This is a genomic window from Oscillatoria sp. FACHB-1406 (assembly GCF_014698145.1).
Lineage (GTDB): Bacteria > Cyanobacteriota > Cyanobacteriia > Cyanobacteriales > Spirulinaceae > FACHB-1406.
In genome coordinates this window covers 493,399-516,900 of sequence record NZ_JACJSM010000001.1, presented here as the reverse complement: position 1 = coordinate 516,900, position 23,502 = coordinate 493,399, and the positions used below count along the sequence as shown (strand labels likewise).

Below are 23,502 nucleotides of genomic sequence, written 5' to 3'. Positions count from 1 at the left end.
ATTAAAATCCCTTTATCTGGGTGTAAACCCAATCAATTCCTGTGAGACTCACTGATGTAGTTAATCACGTTGGCAGTCGTGTTAGAGAAGTTATAACGTTTATTCGTCATCCCGACCAAATTTTATTGCAAACGGGACGACGAAAAGCTCAAGATGTCTATGAGAAAGCAGAATTTCCAAAACTCGGACAGCGCTCTCAAGATTTAGCTTCGCCAGAATCTGAAGCAAGCGTAACGCAGCCCGTAACAGCGCCATCGTCTCAGGAATTTATTCAAAGCAATAGAGTCTCTCCAGGACAACCGATTGTTTCCGAACAGCCCTTGCTCCGCTCTCATCCTGGTATATCTTCACCTTTTTATTCATCTTTCATGAATTTGACGGAGACAAAACCGTTAGAAATCGGGAAAGAAATTAGAGGGGGCCGAGGCAAGCGTTACGAAATTGTAGCACTTCTCGAAGATAAAGGAGGGCAAAAAAAACGAATTTATCAAGCCGTTCAAGCTTTAAGCGAACGGATCGTTTTACTGAAAGAATATTTATTATTAAAAGAAAATTTGAGCGGTCGCGAAGTCGAAGAATCTCTTGACAGATTTGAAGATTTATCAAACTTAAATATTAGTGAAGAACAAGGGAAAAGATTTCGCATTATTGTTCCTCAAGATATTATTGTCGATCGTCAGGAAAAAAGATGTTATCTTGTTTCCGAGCCTCTTGAAAATTGCCTAACACTTCGAGAATGGCTGAATGCAACTGAAACAATAACTTTCCATCAAACGATTAAAATTTTAGATGATATTTTGCAAACGCTATGGTTTATTCACAATCATAAATTTCGTTTTGGGGGCAATCTTAAGCCAAGTTTAGCGCATAAAAATCTGACTCCAGATAGTATTAAAATTGTTATTCATCGTACTCAAGAGCCTATCAGTAAAACACCATTCTCCGTGTACCTGGCAGATCTCGCGTTATGGGAAAATCTTATCCTTTCGAGTGCCACTCCTCAAAATCAGTTTAATCCTATTTTTGACGATCCTACATTACAAGACCTAATCGATTTAGGTTACTTATGTCTTTATCTTCTTTCGAGAGGAAGAATAGATGGCGATTTTGGTCGGGCTGTCGATCTCCAGACAATAGAAGATAAAATAGCGTTAATTTCTCCTTCTCCATTAGAATTTTTTATTCGGAAGCTGTTAGGTTTAGAAGAGCCATTTTCCAGCGCTGAAGAGGCACGGAAATACCTCCGAACTATCGAGGATACACCCATTGTCTCTCTCCCAGAGGAAGCGGAAGAAAAAAAAGAAAATCGAGAAGCGGATCGTAAAATCTTTCGTTTTATTTTTAAACTGTTGTTGTTCCTGGGTGCGATCGGGCTTATAGCACTATTTCTGAAATTTTTCTGGGAAAAAATTTTTGAAAAGCCAGAACAACAAGTGGCCGTTCAAAAAGACGATCGCTACGAATGCTGTTTCAGCAAGATTAGCTTAAGTCAAGGGAAACAAAAAGTTAAATATGCAACAGTTCGAGGGAGTCATTGGCATAATCTTTTCGTGGAAACAACAGGAGTTTTCCCGATAGAGCCGCCAAATTATAAAAAGTACCCTGATGGCAAGACCTTAAAGGATGAGATCGAGCAACGTTATCCGACTCTCTCCAAACAGTATATTTATCAGTGTAGTAAGGAAAGAACTAAAAAGTCAAAAGATTATTGCGATCGCACAACAGCAAAAATTATTCAAGACCTAATTTCAAATAAACTTGATTTTGCCCTGCTTCGCAGCAGCGAAAAATTACCAAATCAACTCACTCGGCAGGTTATTGCTTATGATGTTGTCGTTCCTGTCGTGGCTTTCAGCGCCTATACAAGGGATAAAGGTATTGCCCAATCTTTACAAGGGAAAATATCCAGCGAACAATTGCGATCGCTCTATACTGAAAAAAGTAATACCCTCCCAGGTCAAAAAATAAAAGATATCTATTTCTCTCCGGGTGTATATGACTTAGAGATAAGACAATTATTTGAAGAGTTTTTGCAAAAAAAATCCACTCCAAATCTCGCATACCAGGACGTAACAAGTTTCAGAAATAAATACTCTAAAATAGTTAAAAAGAGTAGAAACTTAACAACAAATATGTTACTCGAACGAATTCTTAGCGATTTTGAAAACGAAGGAAAAACAAGTATTGCATTGACATTTTTAAGTAGCGTTTTTGCTCAATGTTCGGTTTATCCTCTTGCCATCCTTGAGGGAGAGCGTATTTTTCAATCTGTCGTCCAAAACAATAACAAACCCATTACGCCCCAAATAGATTTGTGTAACGATAAAGGGAGCTATTTTCCAACGTACACCCCAGCCCTAGAGTCGGGGGAATTTCCTTTAGTTTATTCTCTAGCCGTTGTTTATCCAAAGAAAGGGAGTGGAGCAGAAGCCGGTAAAAAGTTTGCAGAAATGCTAAAAACGGATGAAGGTCAGTATTTAATCAGAGAAATGGGTTTAATTCCAGTGCGAGAACTACGGCGTTATTAACGATGAGTAATTCAGAAAATATATCCAAACTAGCTAAACAAATTTTGAAAGATCCGATCTCACTGCGTAAGTTGTGCGATCGCGTCTATCAACTCATGCTAGAAGATTTACAAAATCAGCGCGATCGCGTTGGAAACTTGAGGAAATAATCTATGGAAAATAACTCAAAAAACGGCAAAATAACCCACGAACTTAATTATATAACCTCAAATCGATTTTATGTCGAAATAGAAAGTAGTATTACAGCATCCTTTAGCGAATGCTCGGGTTTAGGAGTGGAAATTCAGCATGAGACAAGATTTGAAGGTGGAGTTAACGACCAACAGCGAATTCTCTTAGGGCAAGCCAAGTTTTCAAATGTAACTCTAAAACGAGGAATGACAGAAGACCTAATTTTTTGGGATTGGGTTAGCGGCATTCTCAGTCAAACCCCCAAACGTCGCTGTAACGTAAATATCTTGCTCTTTAATCAAGCAGGTGAAACAATGCAGTGTTGGACGCTTTTGGGAGCAGTTCCGGTGGGTTGGAAAGCTCCAGCACTCCAAGCCAACTCTAATAGTGTAGCCATTGAAGAGTTAGTTTTAGCCTACGAAGGGTTAAAGATACTGAAATCATCAGAATCTTCAGGAGGTGGCGCGATAGAACTTAAAGCAGGTCGTCATTCATCTGGGTATTTTATCGAGTAAAACTCAAACTTAATTCAGCAATTTACTGATTTATAACGAGAAGCAGTGATGACTCAAAAACTACCAAATTTAGGTTTAAAGACTTTTGTTAGTCTTGCTTCTCCATTAGGGATTAGGAGACCGCTGACTCCATCCACTCAACAGCCTTTAGGACAGTCAAATTCTCCTTTAGGGCAAAACAAACAGCCTTTAGGAACTTCAGCAGAAAATACTCAAAGTTCTAACTCCTTCGATTCCCTGGAGTTCGCCTTTCCAAATTCAATCGAGAGAATACCTGAAGAGTTGAAAGTTTTGCAGGGTTTCAGCGATCCTTCAACCTTTTCAGTAGCGCCGCAGTCTACTGTACCAGAAGAAAGCGGTAAAGCGAAGAGAGTAGACTCTTCAGTTACCATCAGTAACAAGACGGGTGTAAATCAAAACTATTCTGAATTGGAGCCACTGGGTTTTTCCCAGCCATTGACTCAATCCCCCAACCTTCTTTCATCAGCTTTTTCTGGAGAGGTATCAAAAGAATCTGTTCGGACACAGCGACAAACATCACCGATTCAAAGGCAGGTAGAAACTACCGCTCCCGAACAGACAGAAGATGTCTCGCCTATTCAAAAGCAAGTCGAACCTCCAACGGTTGAACCAACACCAGAAACAGCGCCTATTCAAAAGCAGGTAGAAAATACCGCTTCCGAACAGACAGAAGATGTCTCGCCTATTCAAAGGCAAGTCGAACCTCCAACGGTTGAAGCAGCACCAGAAACTACCCTAGTTCAAAGGCAGGTAGAAAATACCGCTTCCGAACAGACAGAAGATGTCTCGCCTATTCAAAAGCAAGTTGAACCTCCAACGGTTGAAGCAGCACCAGAAACTACCCTAGTTCAAAGGCAGGTAGAAAATACCGCTTCCGAACAGACAGAAGATGTCACGCCTATTCAAAAGCAAGTTGAAACCCCGACTTTAGCCCCAACAAAAGAAACAGCGCCTATTCAAAAGCAGGTAGAAAATACCGCTCCCGAACAGACAGAAGATGTCTCGCCTATTCAAAGGCAAGTCGAATCTCCAACGGTTGAACCAGCACAAGAAACTGCACCCATTCAAAAGCAAGTTGAAACCCCGACTTTAGCCCCAACAAAAGAAACAGCGCCTATTCAAAAGCAGGTAGAAAATACCGCTCCCGAACAGACAGAAGATGTTTCGCCTATTCAAAGGCAAGTCGAATCTCCAACGGTTGAACCAGCACCAGAAACAACACCTATTCAAAGGCAAGTCGAATTTCCAACGGTTGAACCAACACCAGAAACTGTGCCTATTCAAAAGCAGATAGAAAATACCGCTTCCGAACAGACAGAAGATGTCGCACCCATTCAAAAGCAAGTCGAACCTCCAACGGTTGAAGCAGCACCAGAAACTACCCTAGTTCAAAAGCAGGTAGAAAATACCGCTCCCGAACAGACAGAAGATGTTTCGCCTATTCAAAGGCAAGTCGAATCTCCAACGGTTGAACCAGCACAAGAAACTGCGCCTATTCAAAAGCAAGTCGAATCTCCAACAGTTGAACCAACACCAGAAACTGCACCCATTCAAAAGCAGGTAGAAAATACTGCTTCTGAACAGACAGAAGATGTCTCGCCTATTCAAAGGCAAGTCGAATCTCCAACGGTTGAACCAACACCAGAAACAGCGCCTATTCAAAAGCAGGTAGAAAATACCGCTCCCGAACAGACAGAAGATGTCACGCCTATTCAAAGGCAAGTCGAATCTCCAACGGTTGAACCAGCACCAGAAACGACCCTAGTTCAAAGGCAAGCAGAAACTACCGCTTCCGAACAGACAGAAGATGTCACGCCTATTCAAAGGCAAGTCGAACCTCCAATTGTTGAACCAGCACCAGAAACTACGCCTATTCAAAGGCAAGTCGAATTTCCAACGGTTGAACCAACACCAGAAACGACCCTAGTTCAAAAGCAGGTAGAAAATACTGCTTCCGAACAGACAGAAGATGTCTCGCCTATTCAAAGGCAAGTCGAATCTCCAACAGTTGAACCAACACCAGAAACTGCCCTAGTTCAAAAGCAAGTCGAACCTCCAATTGTTGAAGCAGCACCAGAAACTACCCTAGTTCAAAGGCAAGTCGAATCTCCAACGGTTGAACCAACACAAGAAATTGCCCTAGTTCAAAGGCAAGTCGAATCTCCAACGGTTGAACCAACACAAGAAATTGCCCTAGTTCAAAGGCAAGTCGAACCTCCAATTGTTGAACCAACACCAGAAACGACCCTAGTTCAAAAGCAGGTAGAAAATACTGCTTCCGAACAGACAGAAGATGTCGCACCCCTTCAAAAGCAAGTCGAATCTCCAACGGTTGAACCAGCACCAGAAACTGCCCTAGTTCAAAGACAGGTAGAAACTTCCTCGCTCGAACTTGCAGTCGAACCTCAATCTGTTCTTCAACTCCAACCTTTAGGACTTACAGAACCTCTCATTCCTTACTCGGATAGACTTTCTCTTCCCTCTTCGCTATCGAATAACTCTGTCAAAGAAGTCCTCAATACTTCAGTAAAAGTTCCTCAATCTTGGTCAAATATTGCTGATTTATTAAGAGAACCTCCTGCCCCAGAAGCTACGGTTCCTAAGAATTGGTCAAATATTTCAGAACTGCTTGGCGCAGATTCCTCTGCTACAGCTAATCAAGATTATCAACCTATTGAAAGCGCTGCTTCTCCTCCAAGTTCAACTTTACATAGCGTTACAAATTCATCTTATCGTAAAGACGATTTTGCTAATTCTCCCTCGACTCCAAGCGCATCAATTCCTGTAACTCAGGAAACTTCTAAAAATATGACTGTTGATGAAGAAACGTTGGAATTTTTAGCTCGGAAGGTTTACAGTTGTATAAAATTCCAATTAGAGCAGGAAAGAGAACGCCGCGATCCCGCAGAAATTCGCGTAGCGGTACGCGCTTCGGGAACTTCCCTGCCTTGGTTGGACTCACTCGACCTGACTCATGCGCTGCCGCCGCAAGCTCGTGAAAATTCTTCACCGTCTGCACCGGGACGACTTCAAACTGATGCGGAAAATAGCCCTTACTCCCTAGACCGCATCTTGGACGAACTTAACCGAGAAGTTTATTCTTTTCTCCTGCAACGACTCGCGATCGACAAAGAGCGCCAAAATAATCTTTATACTGGGCGCTTGCCTTGGTAAGAATAACGCTATCAATTCTGAAACCCAATGACACTCACTAAAGCAACTCTTAAAGCTAACGATCCTGGTATCCCTACGATTGAATTTATGTTCAATCCTTCTGAGTTGGTTTTTGAAGGTGTTATGGAAACCTCGGAAAGTGCGGGAGCAAGGTCTCAGCAATCAGGAAAGCCTAAAGTCAGTTTTTCTCATGTAAAAGCTTATACGATTACTATTAATAATATTGTATTTGATACTTATGAAGTAGGAAGGGATGTTGTTAAAGACCACATAGAGAAATTTAAGAGAGCGCTCGAATTTGTTGGAAAAGAAGGCGGTGGAAGCGATAATCAAAGACCTCCTCTCTACACTTTTTTTTGGGGACAAAGAGTTTATCTCCGATCTTGCTTTATCGAAAAGCTTAATTATAAACTAACTCTTTTCTTGCCCGATGGGACCCCCGTTCGGGCTGTTATTGATAGTCTGACCCTTAAAGAAGCTGAAGCACCTAAGCCCGATAATAGCATGAAGGCTGTCATGCGCGATCGCCGGAACGATAGTTTTGACAAAAGAAATAATAAGTGATGAGCCAGAATACTCTATCATTCAACAAAACACAAGGAAACTACCAAGCTCTTCCCAGCATCACTATTGATGGGAAACAAAATCCTCCTGAACTTATGGAAGATATTCTTCAAGTGATTGTTGAAGAAAGCCTGAACTTACCCGCCATGTTTACCTTAGTGATTCAAAATGACTATCAATCTGGAAAGGTAAACGAGAAACCCTGGAAGCACCAAGATTTGCTGGAAATGGGAAAAAAGGTGAAGATTGGGTTCGTTGCCAGCACTACAGCATCTCAAGATTTTGAAGAAAATAAAGAAGGCAATGTTATAGAAGGAGAAATTACTGCTTTTGAAACCCACTTTAGCGAACGAACGCAAGCACCGATTATTATTCGCGGTTATGATGTTTCTCATCGCCTCCATCGAGGACGCTGGAATCGTTCGTTTCAAAATATGACCGATAGCGATATTGTCAAAAAAATTGCTGAAGAAGTCGATATTCCGATTGGTAAAATCGACCCCAGTGGAGGTCCCTACGAGTATATTTTTCAAAGCAACCAAACGAGTATGGAGTTCCTGCGCGAGAGGGCAGCGCGGATTGGCTTTGAACTCTTCGTACAAGATGGAAAGTTGTACTTTAGAAAGCCCAAGTCCGACAAAAACGTAGAGTTGAAATGGCTAACAGATATCCATAACTTTCGAGTCCGGTTGTCAAGTGCGGAACAAGTCAAGGAGGTTGAAGTCAGATCCTGGGATTACAAAGAAAAGCGGGCAATTGTCTCTTCTCGAAAAACAGAAGAATTAATCACTAAAACCGACAATGGTAAAGGGAGTGATACCAGTACGAAGTTTTTCACTAAAAATCCCGTAAGTCCGACATTATATGTCGTAGATCGCCCTGTTTGTTCTCCGAAAGAGGCAGATATTATGGCCCAAGCAATTTGCGATGAAGTGGGAGGGCAGTATATCTTGGCAGATGCTAAAGGAGAAGGGAATCCGGATATCCGTCCGGGGCGAGTAGTAGAGCTTAAGGATTTGGGAAAATATAGCGGTCAGTATTACGTGACGGATACGCGCCATACGTTCCAAGAACGAGTTTATACGACTGAATTTAGCGTGCGCGGTTTGCGAGGCGGAAATCTCTTAAATACGCTATCTCCAGCGACTCATCTTACTCCCGGACAAACTTTATTAATTGGGATTGTTACCGATAACGAAGATCCGGAAAACTTAGGTAGAGTTAAGGTCAAGTTTCCCAGTTTGACTGAAGATCATACCAGTCATTGGGCTAGGGTGGTTAGCATGGGGGCGGGAAAAGAACGAGGTTTTTCTTGTTTGCCGGAAGTGAATGACGAAGTGTTAGTTGCTTTTGAACACGGCGATATTCATCGTCCCTACATTTTAGGGGGAGTTTGGAATGGTAAAGATGGTACTCCCAATCGAGTAGCCGATGACGTGACAGATGGAAAGGTGCGCTTGCGAACTTTTCAAACCCGCGTCGGGCATAAAATCCAGTTTGTCGAAGAGGATAAAGGAGGGAGTAAGAAAGGGGCTTATATTGAGACCGCAGAGGGGCATAAATTACGAATTAATGACAGTCAAAAAGTTGTCGAAATTGAAACTCAGGGCGGTCACAGATTGCGTTTAGATGATAGTAATGGCAGCATTACGATAAGTTCTACTGGCAATCTCGATATCAATGCTACAGGCATCATTACGATTCGAGGGAGTTTGATTAAACTCAACTAAAGGTTAAGGAATTTCTGTAAGCTAAGACGCATCTAACTTGGAGATATTCAATACCCCCTCTCCCCTGATAACTGATGACTGATGACTGATAACTGTCCCCCATCCCCCCGTCAGTCCGACACCACAATTTAAATCCCAAACAGCTTATGAGCAGACCAGCCGCCAGAATAACTGACCCTGTAGCCCATCCCCTCCCACCCGTACTAACCGGAGGGCCGGGTAGCCCGAATGTCCTCATCGGCAATTTACCGGCTTGGCGGGGAATTCCTTTAGCCTCAGCCGGGGCAATCCAAGCGGCAAGGCGAACGAGCGACGCAGCGATTCTAGCTGCCGAAGCTTCTACCCTAGCCGCCGTAGGAACGCCGGGATTGCCAGCAGCTAAAACAGCGGAAGAAACAACCAAAGCAACGGCTGCTGCAACAATGAGCAGTACCATTCTAAGCAGTGCTGGTGGAGCCGATATTCATAATTGCGCGACACCTTTGCCTCTTCCCGTGCATGGTCCTGGCGTTGTCATTAATGGGAGTACGACAGTTTTGATTAATGGGCTTCCAGCTTGTCGCGCCGGAGATACCATTGTCGAAGCAGTTGGGCCACCAAATACCATTACAGCAGGCTGCCCGACCGTATTGATTGGGGGCTAGTGGGGATAGGGGGAGATGGGGCGAGGGGGAGACAGCGCTTCGACTAAGGCTCAGCGTACCAGGGAATAGGGAGATGGAGAGACGAGAAGCAATCAAGGAAATCCAGAATTCAACCTGGCAAAGAGAAAACTTCGAGTATTTAGAGTTAGCTATCATCGAAATGCGCCAGCGACTGTTAGCTCGCGCCGCTCGCGTTCAAGGTCAACCTCTCCCCGAATTTCCCGACCTCAAGCCCCACTGGGAAGCTCTCCAGACAACAAGCTCCGCAACGCCCGCCCTCGAACAACTCGCCTCTACCTTCAACCTCTCCCCGTTTGAAAAAGACGTATTGATTTTATGTTTGGGGATGGAGTGGGACGTAGACTGGGGAACTTTATGCGCTAGTGCTGGAATGCTGCAACTGGCTTATCCCACTTGGGATTTAGCGTTCAATCTCAGTTCTCAACCCGATTGGCAAGCTTTCTCTCCCGAAGCGCCTTTGCGTCAGTGGAACTTCATCGAACTTAAGGGAGGACATACTTTAATTCACTCTCCTTTGCGGATTAACGAGTGGACGCTGCACTACTTACGAGGAACTTCCAGTTTAGACGAGGAACTCATCCCGCTCGTCGCTCCCGTAGAACCTGTCCAATTGGGTGCGGAGTCCCATCGACAGCTTGCGAGCCAAGTCGTAGCGCTGTGGGGTCAAAGAGAGCGCAGGCTTCCTTTTCCCATCGTCCAACTTTGCGGGCAAGACCGAAGCAGCAATCGCGAGATTGCCTCTTCTGCCTGCGAGCAACTCGGTTTGAAGTTGTATGCCCTCTCGGGTGCAGCGCTGTTAGCGAATCCTTCTAACCTGCCGCAAATCGTCAAGCTGTGGGAACGAGAAGCTCGCAGCAAGCAATTGGCTTTGTTACTGGATGCCGATGAATTCGTGGCAAGCGAGATGGGAAAAGCCAATCCGCTCGCGCTTTTTCCGAGCCAACTTTCTACCCCCATCTTCGTCATCGCCAGAGAACGTGCTGTTTCCTCCCATCGACCGACTATCACCTTCGATGTCTCTAAACCTACGCCTGGGGAACAAGTTGCGCTCTGGAATCAAGCCTTGGGAGAGCAAGCTTTTGCGCTCAACGGCTTTGTTGAAACCCTCGTTTCTCAGTTCGACCTCGCGCCGCCTACGATTCAAGCGGCGAGTGCTAGTCTGCTCGGAAGCCTTGATGCAACGAGTTCTGCGGGGGAACTCTCCGTCAGCGATCGGCTTTGGGATACCTGTCGCCGCCAAGCCCGCCCCCAACTCGACGAACTCGCACAATCCATCGCGACGGTAGCCACCTGGGAAGATTTGGTACTCCCGGAAATGCAACGCCAGACCTTGGAGGAAATTGTAGCCCACGTCCGCCAGCGCGCCCGAGTTTACGAACGTTGGGGATTTCGGAGCAAGAGTCAGCGGGGCTTGGGGATTAGCGCTCTTTTTGCGGGGGCAAGCGGGACGGGAAAGACAATGGCGGCGGAGGTCATCGCTGGAGCGTTGCAACTCGACCTCTATCGCATCGACCTCAGTGCGGTCGTTAGTAAATATATTGGGGAAACGGAGAAAAATTTGCGGCGAGTGTTTGATGCGGCGGAAATGGGGGGAGTTGTCCTGCTGTTTGATGAAGCGGACGCTTTGTTTAGCAAGCGCAGCGATGTGAAAGACAGCAACGATCGCTATGCCAATATGGAGGTCAGTTACTTGTTGCAACGCATGGAGGCTTATCGAGGGTTGGCGATTTTGACGACGAACTTGAAAGATTCGATTGATTTTGCCTTTTTGCGCCGCCTTCGTTTTATTGTTAAATTTGCTTTTCCCGATAATAGCCAGCGCCGCCAAATTTGGGAACGAATTTTCCCTAAAGATTTGCCGACGGAGAACCTGAATTATCAAAGGTTGGCGAAGTTGAATGTGGCGGGCGGAAATATTCGCAATATTGCGCTGAATGCGGCATTTTTAGCAGCGCAGGAGGGCGGGGCGGTGACGATGGAGCGGTTGTTGCGGGCGACGCAAAGCGAGTATGTGAAGTTGGAGCGACCGCTGACGGATGCGGAAATTCGGGGCTGGGTGGAGTTACCGACGAGCGTGACGGAAGGTTCGCAGTAGAGAGGTTAAAGAGCAATTATTTGGGTTTGGCGTGGTGTGGCGCTCAATTCGAGCAAAGTTGGGGAGGGGAGAGTTTTTAGGGGTTAAATTTCTTGAATTTTAGTGGCTGATTCTTGGGAAAGAAGTAAACTTAAGATTGGCAAGGTTCTTGGTATCGACCATGACAGAAAGAGCGCTCCAGAAAAAAGGTTTTCCCGCCCAAAACTTCGTCTCAAAACGTTCTTCATCGGGCGGGCGCGCTTGGGAACCCGAAGTTGGAGAGTCGGAATGGCCCCAAGATGCCAAGCGATCGGCGGGCGCGCGTTCTTGGAGTGCCGATTTGGGAGGGCTGGGGTTGCCTCCAGATGCCGAACGCCTGAAAGCCTTACGCCGAAAATCTGCTGTTCCTGAAAGCGAAGCTGAAGAAACGGTTCAGAAATCTGCAACTCCTGAAAGCAAAACTGAAGAGACAGTTCAAAAATCCGCTACTCCAGAGAGTGAGAGCGAAGAAACCGTTCAGAAATCCGAGGCTCCTGAAAGCGAAGAAACGGTTCAAAAATCCGCTACCCCAGAGAGTGAGAGCGAAGAAACGGTTCAGAAATCCGAGGCTCCTGAAAGCGAAACTGAAGAGACAGTTCAAAAATCTGCAACTCCAGAGAGCGAAACTGAAGAGACAGTTCAAAAATCCGCTACCCCAGAGAGCGAGAGCGAAGAAACGGTTCAAAAATCCGAGACTCCAGAGAGCGAAAGCGAAGAAACGGTTCAAAAATCCGCTACTCCAGAGAGCGAGAGCGAAGGAACAGTTCAGAAATCCGAGACTCCAGAGAGCGAAAGCGAAGAAACGGTTCAGAAATCCGAGACTCCTGAGAGCATTCAACCTAAACTAAGCATCGGTACGCGGGGAGATAAATACGAGCAAGAAGCGGACAGTACAGCGTCGAAAGTGATGGCGATGCCGGATTCCGCTATCCAGCAACCGATTCAACGTCAGACGGAGGAGGGGACAGAAGGAGCAGAGGCAGTCCAGATGCAACCGCTGGCAAATTCCATCACGCCACTGGTACAACGCTCTTCGGGGGGGGAAGAAGAGGATATTCAGATGAAGTCTGGGGGGCAACAAGCATCTGAAGGCAGTAACGGAGCGAATGCCAGCCTCGAAAGTCGTCTCGCCGGTTCTAAGGGTGGGGAGAGTCCTTTACCCAATGAAGTGCGGAGTTTCATGGAGCCGCGCTTTGGGGCTGATTTTAGCAACGTGCGGGTGCATACTGGCTCCGAAGCAGTGCAGATGAATAAGGAGTTGGGGGCGCAGGCGTTTGCTCATGGTAGCGATATTTACTATGGGGCAGGGAAGTCGCCAGGTAAGAATGAGTTAACGGCGCATGAGTTGACGCATACCGTACAGCAGGGTGGTGCGGTTCGGACTAAATCAGTTATGAAGGGGGATAAAAAGGACAACAAACTGCAAGCGAAAGCAGATTTGAGCTTGTTGCCTGTCTTGCAACCCAAGATACAGCGGAAGGAAAATCCTCAAGAACAGCCAGCAGCAGTGAAGGCAGCAGCACCTTCGCCTGGGGCTATTGCTTCCGCACCGACAGCAGGCACAACATCAGGAGGAACGCAAGTTAAAACGGCCCAGAAACCAGCAGCAGGTGGCGGGAATGGTGGGCCAACAGCACCCGCTGGGGGTAGTGGGGCTGGGGCATTATCCAGCGGTGCTGCTGGAGGGGCAGTCGGTGGAGGGGGCGGAAATTCACCCCTGGCTGCTCAAAGCGATCCGGGCTTTCAGGCGGTAGTCAATAGCAGTAAGAGCGTCGCGACTCAGGAAAAAAATCATCCTCCAGCAGGGGCTAAATCAGCAGAGGCACAAGCTGCCGCCGTATCTCCAGCCAATGAGATAGAAAGCCAAGCTCAGGACAAGCAGGTTCAGGAGATGAACCAGCAGCCGCCCGGACAATTCAATGCTGGTGCTTTCAAAGCGGCGCTGATGGCAAGAATCGCTGCTGCGACTCCTCAAACTTTGGAACAAGCGGACAATTTCAAAGACCAAAATAAACTCGATGCGGTCAAAGGTGACTTGTCCTCCCAAGTTGGAGAAGAGAAGAAGCAAGCCGCGAACCCCATCGAAGAGAAAACGAAGGAACAGCCGGATACTAGCGGAATTGCGCCCAAACCCGTTACCCCACTCCCGCCGCAACAAACAGGTAAAGCACCGTCTGATATTGGTGCCGAGCGAGCAGCCCCGAAGCCGAAGTCGGAATCTGAGGTTTCTCTGCAAGAAGGTAGCAAATCCATCGACAAGCAGATGGCAGATGCCGACGTTACCGACGAACAACTGGCAAAGTCCAACGAACCGCAATTCCAGACGGCATTAGAAACTAAGACAACCGCCCAAACTAACGCCAATACAGCGCCAAGCGCCTATCGCCAGCAAGAGCAGGGAATCGTTACCCAGGCACAAGCTCAAGCTCAGACGACGGCGCAAACTCAGTTGCAGGGAATGCACGGCGAGAAGGCACAACTGTTAACTCAGGTTCTTGGGCTTCAGACGAACACTAAGGGGCAAGACGAGCAAAAACGCTCTGAGGTGGCTAGCAACATTCAAGGAATTTACAACAATACGAAGCAGAAGGTCGAAACCCTACTCAGTCAACTGGATGGAGAAGTCAATCAACAGTTCGACTCGGGTGCTGCTGCTGCGAAGACGCAGTTTGAGAATGATGTTGCCCAGCAGATGAAGAGCTATAAAGACGAGCGTTATAGCGGTTTAGATGGCGCGGCAAGATGGGTGAGAGACCTATTTTTGTCACTGCCTAGCGATGTAAACGCCTTCTACGAGAAAGGCAAGATTCAGTTTCTTGCCAACATGAGTCAAACCATTGACAAGATTGCTAACCATGTTGCTAGCAAGCTGAATGCAGCGAAAGCTGAAATTGCCAAGGGCAAGCAAGAAATCCAGCAATACGTTGCTTCTTTAGACCCATCGCTGCGGCAAGTCGGGCAAGAAGCCGCACAGAATATTCAGGGTAAGTTTGATGAGTTAGGGCAAAGTGTCGATAACAAGCAAAATGAGTTGATTGACTCGCTAGCGCAGAAGTACAACGAGAATCTGCAAGCGCTGGATGCCCGTATCACTGAAATGAAGGCAGCCAATCGCGGTCTGGTAGACAAAGCGATGGACTCAATGGGTGGGGTCATCAAAACCATCTTAGAAATGAAGAACCTGTTGATGGGCGTGCTGTCTAAAGCAGCGGGTGCTATTGACAAGATTATCAAAGACCCAATTGGTTTCTTAGGGAATCTGATTTCGGGAATCAAGCAAGGCTTCCAGAACTTTGCTGGCAACATTTGGCAGCATCTGAAGAAGGGGATGCTGGCTTTCCTAACGGGGGCTTTAGCGGGGGCTGGCATTACAATGCCCGAAAATTTTGACCTCAAGGGCATTTTTAATTTGGTAATGCAAGTTTTGGGTGTGGTTTATGAAGCGATTAAATCACGAGTTGTCAAGGCATTGGGCAAGAACGGAGAGAAGATTTTTAGGGTTTTAGAGACAAGCTTTGAGATGTTCGTCATCTTGAAGAATGAAGGCATAGAGGGTCTGTGGAAGTTCGTCCAGGATAAGATTGGCGATCTGAAGGCGATGGTGATTGACAGTATCCAGACCTTTGTGGTTGAGAGTGTGATTAAGGCTGGGGTGATGTGGGTTCTGAGTTTGTTGAACCCGGCTAGTGCTTTTGTCAGGGCGTGTAAGGCGATTTATGACATTATCATGTTCTTCATTGAGCGTGGCAGTCAGATTGCCGAGTTGGTCAGTGCGGTTACGGATTCGGTAGCAGCGATCGCGTCGGGTGCTGTTGGTGGTGCAGCGAAGTTGATTGAGAATGCCCTAGGTACAGCGCTGCCAGTGGTTATCAGCTTTATGGCGAGTCTGTTGGGCTTAGGCGGCATCAGCGAGAAGATTGGGGGAATTATTAAGAAGGTGCGATCGCCGATTGATAAGGCGATCGATTGGTTGATTTCTCAGGCAGTGAAGTTTGCCAAGAAGATTGGCGGTAAGCTTGGGTTTGGGAAGGATAAGAAGGGTAAAGATGGTAAGCCGGACGAGCGAACCAAGAAGGAGAAGGAAGCTGATCTTGAAAAGGCTTTGAACAAGTCAACTCAACTAATGCGAGAAAACGATGCCACGCCTGATACCATCAAGGCAAAATTACCTGCTATTCAATCGGAGTATAAACTTACTTCACTTGAATTAGTGAAGACTGGCGATACCACATATCATGTAGAAGGCAAGGTCAACCCCGAAAATAAAACTCCCGACATAACTCTATCGCAGGCAAATGAAGGCTGGGAAAAAGCCTGGAAAGCTAAGCAGGAAGAAGTACATAATGCAATGCAAAAATTTGTTCCCCAGTTTATAGCATTAGATCCTAACGCTGAAGTTAAGATTAGGGGAAGTTTGGCTACAGGGGTCAAGATGAACCCGGAAAAGCGTGCGAAGAATGGAGAACGTTATTTGTTTAATCCTACAGATTTTGACATAGATGCTTATGTTGTCAGTGAGACGCTTTACAGAAAAGGACTTAGACTTACTGGACAACAAGATGCTGCTGTACGTGGAAAAATTATTGGCAGCAAAATTCCAGAGGTACGGCAGATCATTAAGGATATGCGCACGGTGCTAGCCGATATCGCTGGAAACAGAGATACTGGGGGTCAAGAGTGGAAATTTAATGTTGTGATACGCAGTCCGAGAAATGCCGATTTTACTAGTCGAAAGGATAAGCAAGAGGTTGAGAATCTTGGTCTTCCTCCCTCAAGAGGAAATTCCCTAAAGATAAAACCACCCGCTAAGGATTAAAGTTAAGGAGTATTGTTGATATGACTTATCCACAATTAAGCTTTCAAGTTCGTATCAATACACGTGCAAGTTTATCAGAGATAAAGGAAAGAGTAGAAAAAACTCTACAATGTCGATTTACAACATCATATTCAAACTTTTTTGATGGGGATGAAGCTTTGGAAGCAACAGCTTTAGGATTATGGATTACATTGAGCTGTGATCCTGAAGCATCGGGAGATGGGGTGCATAATTATCTTTTGATGGGGATGTTGAAAGGGGACTTAGATGCAATCTGGGAAGATGATTTTCAAACAATTAGCATAAATCAATATATCCTTGGTGTCTTAAAAAAATCTGACGAAGGGGATTGGTATGTAGCTGATTTGAAAGAATTACATCAAGAGGCAGGCTTATCTTTCTCCGATTGACTGCTCTTAATTTCCTCAAACTTTCTTGATGTAATTAAATTATGAACTAGGAATAAATTGTTGTGATTGAGGGAATAACAGGCAATTAGATTTGTAACTACAGAGCAATATTGTATAGCCTTACCAAAAACAAAAAGCTATCAGTCTAGCGCTAACTCGGCATGACCACGAAAACTGAAAATTATCAACTGGGTAGCGAATTAACGCTACTCGATCGGACTCAATCCCCCCTACCCATCCACGCCGTCACCCTAGCCCTAACCAAACAAGACGACGAACTCATCGAATGTCGTCTCACTTTCCAAGTCAACCCCGAACTCTACCAGCGCATCGACACAGAAGCATTATTTAATCTCAAGCAGGAAGTGCGTAACCCCCTCTCGTCTGGGGGATTTCTACCAGAACCCGATATCAAAATCGAAACCACTTTAAAGCCCGATTTGCTGCCGCGCCTAGCAGGACACACTGCAAATATTGATGAGGCTGTAACTTACATCCTGAATCTAAGCCAAGAACAACCCGATGACCCGTTGCTATTTACTGAAAATTGGTTAGCACTGTCCGTAAAACAGCTACAGGAATCAGGCGAGACGGGCTACCGCACCCTCTGGGATTATATTAGTCCAACCGCTCTTGCTCGAGCCGCTACTTCAGACTCAAACGAAGAAATTTCTGAGGCGATTGTTCACTTCTTCAGAGATTGGACAGAGGCTAATTTATCTGAAGTTACACAGAAAGCCACTTCCCAAATGCTTGAGGGAATGACCAATTTATTTAATGAATTAACGGATGTCAATTTGGATAAGAAAGTAGAGGAGTTTAAGCAAAATCTCTTTACAAGTGGACGAATTTTGGAAGAAATAGTTGGCTTCTTCACAAAAGACGACTGGCATTATACCAAGATTCAAGGAGAGGCAGTCTTACTGACCGCATTCCAAGGTGAAAGCGGCAAATGGAATTGTTCTGCAAGAGTAAGAGAAGAACAAGAGCAATTTGTATTTTACTCAATTTGCCCAGTTAACGCACCAGAAGATAGGCGACTCGATATGGCAGAGTTTATTGCTAGGGCAAACTATGGCACAATTATCGGCAATTTTGAACTCGATTTTAATGATGGGGAAATTCGCTACAAAACTAGCATAGATGTAGAAGATTCTACCTTAACTTTTTCTCAGATAAAACAGTTGGTTTATACCAATGTGATGATGATGGATGAATATTTGCCCGGAATTCGATCTGTGATTGAAGGAGAGGTGGAAGCGAAGGAGGCAATAGCGCGGATTGAAGGGAGAGAATTGGAAAATTAGGGTTAATTATAAGGTATAGAAATTTTCAATTGGATGGGGTACACTGACTGGGCAAATGCCATTCGCCCCTACCAAAATTTGTCCTAACTGCCTTGGCGATCGCTATATTATACTCCCCTCAATTCCCGGTTAGAAGAATGGTGCGTTACGCTCCGCTAACGCACTCTACTGGCTGGTTGCTTAAGTTGACACCAACCAGCATTGCTATGCCCCGACAGAGTTGTCTCTCAATTTATTAATTTCTAGCACCCAAATGCGCCGACTAGAATGGTCTAAGCTGAGAATTTCTTCCAAAGACCAGTGAAAGTTGTACGCGATACAAGCTACCTCCTCCTGCAAGTTTTCTAGGGGGTAGCTTGCGGCTCCCCCGCTAAAATTAACTCCGTACTAAAGGTACAATTACACTGAGGACAGCGCGCCGGAACTGCGGCGGTTCCTTGCTGGTTGATGCGGTTATAAAACTCTCGCAAATAGGCGATATCGAGGGTAAATAGTTCTTCTAATAGTTCGGGGGGAAGGGCGGTTAAATTGCCCAAACGGGAGATGGTGCGCGAGAGGAGGAGCAAAAACCCGTAACCGGGAATTTCGCGCGCGCGATAGTCCCGTTGCACGAATAACTCGTCTTTTGCCGTGGTTAAGCGCATGGTTCCGTGGCGATGGAGGTGTCCGTCGGCATCGACTAAACCTTTGGGAAGGGTGAAGTTGAATTCGGTGGGGTTCATGGCGGCGGGGTTTGGGGAGGGGAAGGGGGTTTAAGCTTTCGCTGGAGCCATATTTCGCTGACTCTGGCTCGTCCTTGGCGCGCTGCGGTGGATTGGGGCGCGATCGCGAGAATAGCATCGTAAAGCGCGATCGCGTCTTCGTAGCGTTCCAGCTTCTCCAAAATCGCCCCTCTCGCCAGCAAAATATCCAGTTGGTTGGGGCGGAGGCGATCGGCGCGAGCGTAGGCTTCTAGGGCGGCTTCGTTTTCGTTGGCGGAGGCTAACGCAATCCCTAGATTGTACCAGGCTTCAAAAAAGTCCGGCAAAATAGCCGCCGCCATTTGCAGCGAGGTTTTCGCTAAGGGGTACTCCTTCAACCGCAGGTGGGCGACTCCTTTTTGATTCCAGAGCGAAGCGCACATTTCTCGCGCGTCTTGGCGAATATCTTTAACATCCGGCTTCAGGTTTTGGCAGCTTAAGGGATCGGTGGGACGAACGTCGTAGGCAGCGATCGCGCTATCGTAGGAAGCGATCGCGTCGGCATAGCGCTGCAAGCTACTCAAAATTCTACCGCGATTGAACAGCGCGATCGCGGAATCGGGAACCAGCGCGATCGCCCGTTCCGTTACCGCCAACGCCTCCTCCAACCGATTCAAATACCACAAACTCACCCCTCGATTATTCCACCCTTCCGAATAATTCGGATCGATTGTCGTCGCCCGTTCCGCCGCCGCCAGCGCCGCTTCGTACTGCCCCAAACCAATTTGGGCGCGACTGTTCTGACTCCAAGCATAAGCCGGATTGCGATCGCCCCAAACCCCATCCCCTGCAATCGCTGCCTCGCACGCCTTCAGCGCCTCCTGATATTGTCCGAGGCGATTGAGTACCGCGCACTGTTGAACCAGAAGCAGCGAATAAGTCGGACGAATCGCTAAAGCGCGCATATAGGACTCCAACGCCTTTTCATCGCGTCCGAGGCGTTCTAGGGCAATGGCTTGATTTTTCCACAAATCTACATCTTGGGGCGATCGCGCTGCCGCCGTTTCGTAAGCCGCGATCGCAGTTTCGATATTGCAGCCCCCTCCCGCCTCCAACACCGATAATAACTCGCAACGTCCAGCCGCCGCCAAACTATCGTTCGGAGCCAATTCCAAGGCGCGATCGTAAGATTCCACCGCCTGCTGATAGTAGTTTAGCGCCCCCTCCTGCGTTGGCTGCTGCCCGCCCAACGCCTGTAACGTGCGTCCCCGATGATACCAAGCCAGCACCGGACTGCCAATCCCCCAATTCCCATTCGTCGATAGCGCCTGCTGGCAAGACGCGATCGCGCTGTCGTAGCGTTCCAAACGATACAGCGCAATACATTGATTCGTCCAAGCCAAAGAATCCTCGGGAGACAACCGCAGAAATTGATTGTAAGACACCACCGCCTCAGCGTAGCGCTCCAGTTGAAATAGCGAATAACTGCGCGCTTGCCAGAGTTCGCGGTTTTCCTCCTCCGGTGCGAGCGCGATCGCCCGTTCGCACGCCTTTAGCGCCTCAGCATACAACTTCTGCCCGCCCAAAAACAAACACTGCTCCGCCCAAAACGCCGGATTCGGGTACTTAAACTCCTCGCCGCCATTTTCCTGCGCCCGAACCGCCCCTCCCCAAAAGACGGAACTCAGGCTTATAACGATTAAAATCCACCGCTTCCCCATCGTCCCTCCTCCTCGTCCTCCAGTCCGAAAAAGATGCCCAGTCGTGCCTTGCTTGGAGTCGATTCCTTCGGCTACTCTAAAAAGAGTTCGCTAAGACCCTCGGCTCGCAAGTAGGCTAGTTCATTGACATCCTCCCCGACCTAAAGGCGCGGGGATTCCTAAACCTCACGCGCCCGTCCATATTTTTGAGGAGACCTCAAAAACGAGGACGCTACGATCTAGGTTTCTGCTTCATAGCACCAGCCTTCACAGATTTACTCCGCTCTGGTCTTACGGTCGCTCCACAGACTGACACGGCAAGCCCTGCCGCCAAAATATTTTTCGATGCGTTGATATCCCGGTCATGTTGAGTCCCACATTCAGGACATTCCCACTCCCTGACATTCAACGGCATCTTGTCCACTATATGCCCACAGTTCCCACACCTTTTAGAGCTAGGGAAGTAGCGGTCAATCTTTACCAGTTCTCGACCATACCACTGGCATTTATAGGCAAGCTGTCGGGTCAACTCCCCCCAAGAGGCATCGCTAATTGCATTCGCCAACTTGTGGTTTTTGACCATATTTTTAATCGCTAAGTCCTCAACCACAATCGTTTGGTTTTCACGTACCAGTTGAGTCGTCAGCTTGTGCAAGAAATCTGTCCTAGCATCGGTTATCTGCGCGTGGACTTTAGCCACCTTCAACCTTGCTTTGTATCTATTGTTGCTCCCCTTCTGTTTCCGAGACAGTGCCTTTTGAAGGCGTTTCAACTTCTTGTAAAGTCGTTTAAAGTGTTTGGGGTTAGCAATCTTGTCCCCATCGCTAGTAGCAATCAAGCTCGTCACCCCAAAATCCAATCCGATTTGTTTATCGGTCTTGGGGAGTGGCTTGATAGTCGGGTCATCTACTAACAAAGAAATGTACCAACGACCGCTAGGGGTCAATTTGACAGTGATGGTAGACGGAGTGCAACCCGTAGGTATCTGCCTAGACCAGCGAATCGGCAATGGAACAGAGCATTTAGCCAAAAACACTTGTCCATCTTTCCATCGGAAAGCCGACTTCGTGAATTCAGCGCTACCGCCGTGATGCTTTTTTTTGAATTTGGGATATTGAGCGCGTCCGGCAAAGAAATTAGTAAAAGCCTTTTGCAGATGCCTCAATCCCTGTTGAAGTGGAACGCAACTAACCTCGTTGAGGAAATCCAACTCTTCCTGTTGTTTCCAATTTGTCAACATCGAGGAAGTCTGAACGTAGTCAATTCTCTCGTGTCGTTCGTACCAGCTTTGTGTGCGAGCAGCCAAAGCCTTGTTGTAGACGAGCCGTACACAGCCCATTGTCCGTCGCAAGAGTGATTCTTGCTCGGTGGTAGGATAGAAACGGTAGCGATAGGCTTTATCCATCCTCACATTATAGCGTCAGTTCTGTGATGGCGTTAAACTTTTAAGATCGAGCCGTCCTAGAAGGACGGGGTTTCTACCCAATTTTTCGATGAATCTTAACCTCCTAGTGCTGAATTTCGCCGCGATCGCGACCCTCGCTCAACTCCCTCTGCCCCTGCCCCGTCCCCTCCCCTCCCTCGGCATTCCCAGCCAAACCCAAGAGCCAGAACCCCTCCGAGAGTTGAAAGAAAAGCGCATCTGTCCGGGCTGCGATTTGCAAGATGCTAACCTCGAACGCACTTACCTGCAAGGTGCGAACCTGCGGGATGCTAACCTCGAACGCGGCAACCTCCGAAGAGCAAATCTTCGGGAAGCTTACCTGCGAGAAGCTAACCTCGTCGGCGCAGATTTGCGCGAAGCCGACTTACGCGGCGCGGATCTGCGTAACGCACGACTCCAAGGCGCAAACCTTAAAGACGCAATTATCGACGACAAAACCCTATTCGATAAAAAATGGTACACCGTTTGGGCGATCGTCAATCGCGTCCCCATCCCCACCGAGAATTTAAACGGCAGCGACTTAGCCGGGGCGAATCTCAGTCAAATTGACCTCAGCAATTTTAACTTGGAAGGAGCCAATCTAGAAGGGGCAAACCTCGCCAATACTCGGTTACAAAATGCCAATTTGCGAGGAGTCAATCTTCAGAACGCTTCCCTTTCTCTGGCGGATCTGCGAGGCGCGAACCTCACTCAAGCCGATCTTCGTCAATCTCAACTCAATAATGCCAATCTGGAGAGGGCGGATCTTCAAGAAGCCAATCTGATCGGCGCGAATCTTAAGGGAGCGATTCTGCGCGATACCAATCTTAGCAAAGCCAACCTCGAAGACGCTTTCTTACTCGATGTCGCGATCGACGGAATTAACCTCAGCGAAGCTCGCCTCGAAGGTTCTAACTTGCAAAATACCCGCCTTAACGGGCTGAATTTAAGCGGGATCGACTTCAACCGCGCGGATTTGCAGGGAACGAACTTGCAAAATACGATTTTGAACGCGGCAACGCTGATAATGGCAAATCTTAGCGAGAGTAATTTAGAGCGCGCCGTGCTAACCGAGGCGGATTTGCGTAGAAGCGATTTAGAGAATGCTAGTTTGAAAGGTGCGGATTTGCGGCGAGCGAATCTGAGCGGTAGTAACCTGAGAGGGGCAAGTCTGGAAGGCGCGGATCTCCGGGAAGCTAATCTTACCAGTACGCCTTTGAGAGAAACGCTGTTGAATAATGCCAATTTGAGGGGGGCGAATTTAAGCAATCTCGATCTCAGTGAAATTAATTTAACCGCGATCGATCTCAGTGGTGCTAATTTGCAAGGAGTCAATCTTAGTAAGGCGAATTTGAGGGGGGCAAATCTTCAAGGCGCGAATCTCAGCGAAGTTGACTTCACCGAAACGGATCTCGCCAATGCGAATCTTAGCGGTGCTACGGTAACTGAAACAAATCTTCAAAAAGCCCTGTTGTGCGATACAACAATGCCCGATGGGAGCTTATTCGCTTGTAGCGAGCAAAGATCGCCCGATTCGACGGTACAAAAGCACAATTAATCTGTAATATTTGGGTTGGGAAGGTGCATTAATTCTCAAAATTCAAGCTAAAACTGACGTAGATTGGGCAAGAGAAACCTTTCCACGCTCTCGTAATTCGTAATTGTTTTAATTGGTAATTCGTCTT

15 protein-coding genes are annotated in these 23,502 nt (G+C 47.1%); 11 read left to right on the top strand and 4 right to left on the bottom strand.

Features of this window, described 5'->3' with window-relative positions:
- The first annotated feature begins 41 nt into the window (after positions 1–41).
- From H6G50_RS02200 to H6G50_RS02150, 10 genes are all read left to right on the top strand, one after another.
- Positions 42–2,528 carry a hypothetical protein gene (locus tag H6G50_RS02200; protein ID WP_190712812.1) on the top strand — a complete coding sequence of 829 codons (2,487 nt, stop codon included), beginning with the start codon at positions 42–44 and terminating at the stop codon, positions 2,526–2,528.
- A 152-nt stretch (positions 2,529–2,680) separates the two neighbouring features.
- Positions 2,681–3,214: a phage tail protein gene (locus tag H6G50_RS02190; RefSeq protein ID WP_190712808.1), complete on the top strand. Its 534-nt coding sequence runs from the start codon at positions 2,681–2,683 to the stop codon at positions 3,212–3,214.
- Positions 3,215–3,262: 48 nt separating this feature from the next.
- The gene (locus H6G50_RS02185; protein WP_190712806.1) at positions 3,263–6,409 is read left to right on the top strand and encodes a hypothetical protein; all 3,147 of its coding nucleotides are present in this window, start codon (positions 3,263–3,265) and stop codon (positions 6,407–6,409) included.
- Positions 6,410–6,436: 27 nt separating this feature from the next.
- Positions 6,437–6,973, top strand: coding sequence for a hypothetical protein (locus H6G50_RS02180; protein ID WP_190712804.1), 537 nt, complete (start codon positions 6,437–6,439; stop codon positions 6,971–6,973).
- Positions 6,973–8,703, top strand: coding sequence for a VgrG-related protein (locus tag H6G50_RS02175; protein WP_190712802.1), 1,731 nt, complete (start codon positions 6,973–6,975; stop codon positions 8,701–8,703). The genes H6G50_RS02180 and H6G50_RS02175 overlap by 1 nt, the downstream gene beginning before the upstream one ends.
- Before the next feature lie 146 nt (positions 8,704–8,849).
- On the top strand, positions 8,850–9,347 hold the full coding sequence (locus tag H6G50_RS02170; protein WP_190712801.1) for a PAAR domain-containing protein: 498 nt from the start codon (positions 8,850–8,852) through the stop codon (positions 9,345–9,347).
- A 73-nt stretch (positions 9,348–9,420) separates the two neighbouring features.
- Entirely contained in the window at positions 9,421–11,463 is a 2,043-nt protein-coding gene (locus tag H6G50_RS02165) for an AAA family ATPase (protein ID WP_190712798.1), read from the top strand.
- A gap of 160 nt (positions 11,464–11,623) precedes the next feature.
- The gene (locus tag H6G50_RS23775) at positions 11,624–16,297 is read left to right on the top strand and encodes a DUF4157 domain-containing protein (protein WP_199302655.1); all 4,674 of its coding nucleotides are present in this window, start codon (positions 11,624–11,626) and stop codon (positions 16,295–16,297) included.
- Between the two features lie 20 nt (positions 16,298–16,317).
- Positions 16,318–16,707, top strand: coding sequence for a hypothetical protein (locus tag H6G50_RS02155; RefSeq protein ID WP_190712796.1), 390 nt, complete (start codon positions 16,318–16,320; stop codon positions 16,705–16,707).
- Between the two features lie 161 nt (positions 16,708–16,868).
- Positions 16,869–18,014, top strand: coding sequence for a YbjN domain-containing protein (locus H6G50_RS02150; RefSeq protein WP_190712794.1), 1,146 nt, complete (start codon positions 16,869–16,871; stop codon positions 18,012–18,014).
- Positions 18,015–18,218: 204 nt separating this feature from the next.
- Here the strand turns inward: H6G50_RS02150 and H6G50_RS24525 are convergent, their stop codons facing one another.
- From H6G50_RS24525 to H6G50_RS02135, 4 genes are all read right to left on the bottom strand, one after another.
- The gene (locus H6G50_RS24525) at positions 18,219–18,308 is read right to left on the bottom strand and encodes a hypothetical protein (protein ID WP_347239858.1); all 90 of its coding nucleotides are present in this window, start codon (positions 18,306–18,308) and stop codon (positions 18,219–18,221) included.
- Between the two features lie 50 nt (positions 18,309–18,358).
- Entirely contained in the window at positions 18,359–18,736 is a 378-nt protein-coding gene (locus H6G50_RS02145; protein WP_190712792.1) for a phage tail assembly protein, read from the bottom strand.
- Entirely contained in the window at positions 18,733–20,415 is a 1,683-nt protein-coding gene (locus H6G50_RS02140; protein ID WP_190712790.1) for a tetratricopeptide repeat protein, read from the bottom strand. The genes H6G50_RS02145 and H6G50_RS02140 overlap by 4 nt, the downstream gene beginning before the upstream one ends.
- A gap of 211 nt (positions 20,416–20,626) precedes the next feature.
- Positions 20,627–21,799, bottom strand: coding sequence for an RNA-guided endonuclease TnpB family protein (locus H6G50_RS02135; protein ID WP_190712788.1), 1,173 nt, complete (start codon positions 21,797–21,799; stop codon positions 20,627–20,629).
- A gap of 88 nt (positions 21,800–21,887) precedes the next feature.
- Here H6G50_RS02135 and H6G50_RS02130 point away from each other — a divergent pair, with 88 nt between their 5' ends.
- The gene (locus H6G50_RS02130; RefSeq protein WP_190712786.1) at positions 21,888–23,375 is read left to right on the top strand and encodes a pentapeptide repeat-containing protein; all 1,488 of its coding nucleotides are present in this window, start codon (positions 21,888–21,890) and stop codon (positions 23,373–23,375) included.
- Positions 23,376–23,502: the final 127 nt, after the last annotated feature.

Coding starts and splice junctions, on each gene's coding strand:
- H6G50_RS02190 (WP_190712808.1), top strand. CDS start 2,681: ATGGAAAATAACTCAAAAAACGGCAAAATAACCCACGAACTTAATTAT.
- H6G50_RS02185 (WP_190712806.1), top strand. CDS start 3,263: ATGACTCAAAAACTACCAAATTTAGGTTTAAAGACTTTTGTTAGTCTT.
- H6G50_RS02180 (WP_190712804.1), top strand. CDS start 6,437: ATGACACTCACTAAAGCAACTCTTAAAGCTAACGATCCTGGTATCCCT.
- H6G50_RS02175 (WP_190712802.1), top strand. CDS start 6,973: ATGAGCCAGAATACTCTATCATTCAACAAAACACAAGGAAACTACCAA.
- H6G50_RS02170 (WP_190712801.1), top strand. CDS start 8,850: ATGAGCAGACCAGCCGCCAGAATAACTGACCCTGTAGCCCATCCCCTC.
- H6G50_RS02165 (WP_190712798.1), top strand. CDS start 9,421: ATGGAGAGACGAGAAGCAATCAAGGAAATCCAGAATTCAACCTGGCAA.
- H6G50_RS23775 (WP_199302655.1), top strand. CDS start 11,624: ATGACAGAAAGAGCGCTCCAGAAAAAAGGTTTTCCCGCCCAAAACTTC.
- H6G50_RS02155 (WP_190712796.1), top strand. CDS start 16,318: ATGACTTATCCACAATTAAGCTTTCAAGTTCGTATCAATACACGTGCA.
- H6G50_RS02150 (WP_190712794.1), top strand. CDS start 16,869: ATGACCACGAAAACTGAAAATTATCAACTGGGTAGCGAATTAACGCTA.
- H6G50_RS02145 (WP_190712792.1), bottom strand. CDS start 18,736: ATGAACCCCACCGAATTCAACTTCACCCTTCCCAAAGGTTTAGTCGAT.
- H6G50_RS02140 (WP_190712790.1), bottom strand. CDS start 20,415: ATGGGGAAGCGGTGGATTTTAATCGTTATAAGCCTGAGTTCCGTCTTT.
- H6G50_RS02135 (WP_190712788.1), bottom strand. CDS start 21,799: ATGGATAAAGCCTATCGCTACCGTTTCTATCCTACCACCGAGCAAGAA.
- H6G50_RS02130 (WP_190712786.1), top strand. CDS start 21,888: ATGAATCTTAACCTCCTAGTGCTGAATTTCGCCGCGATCGCGACCCTC.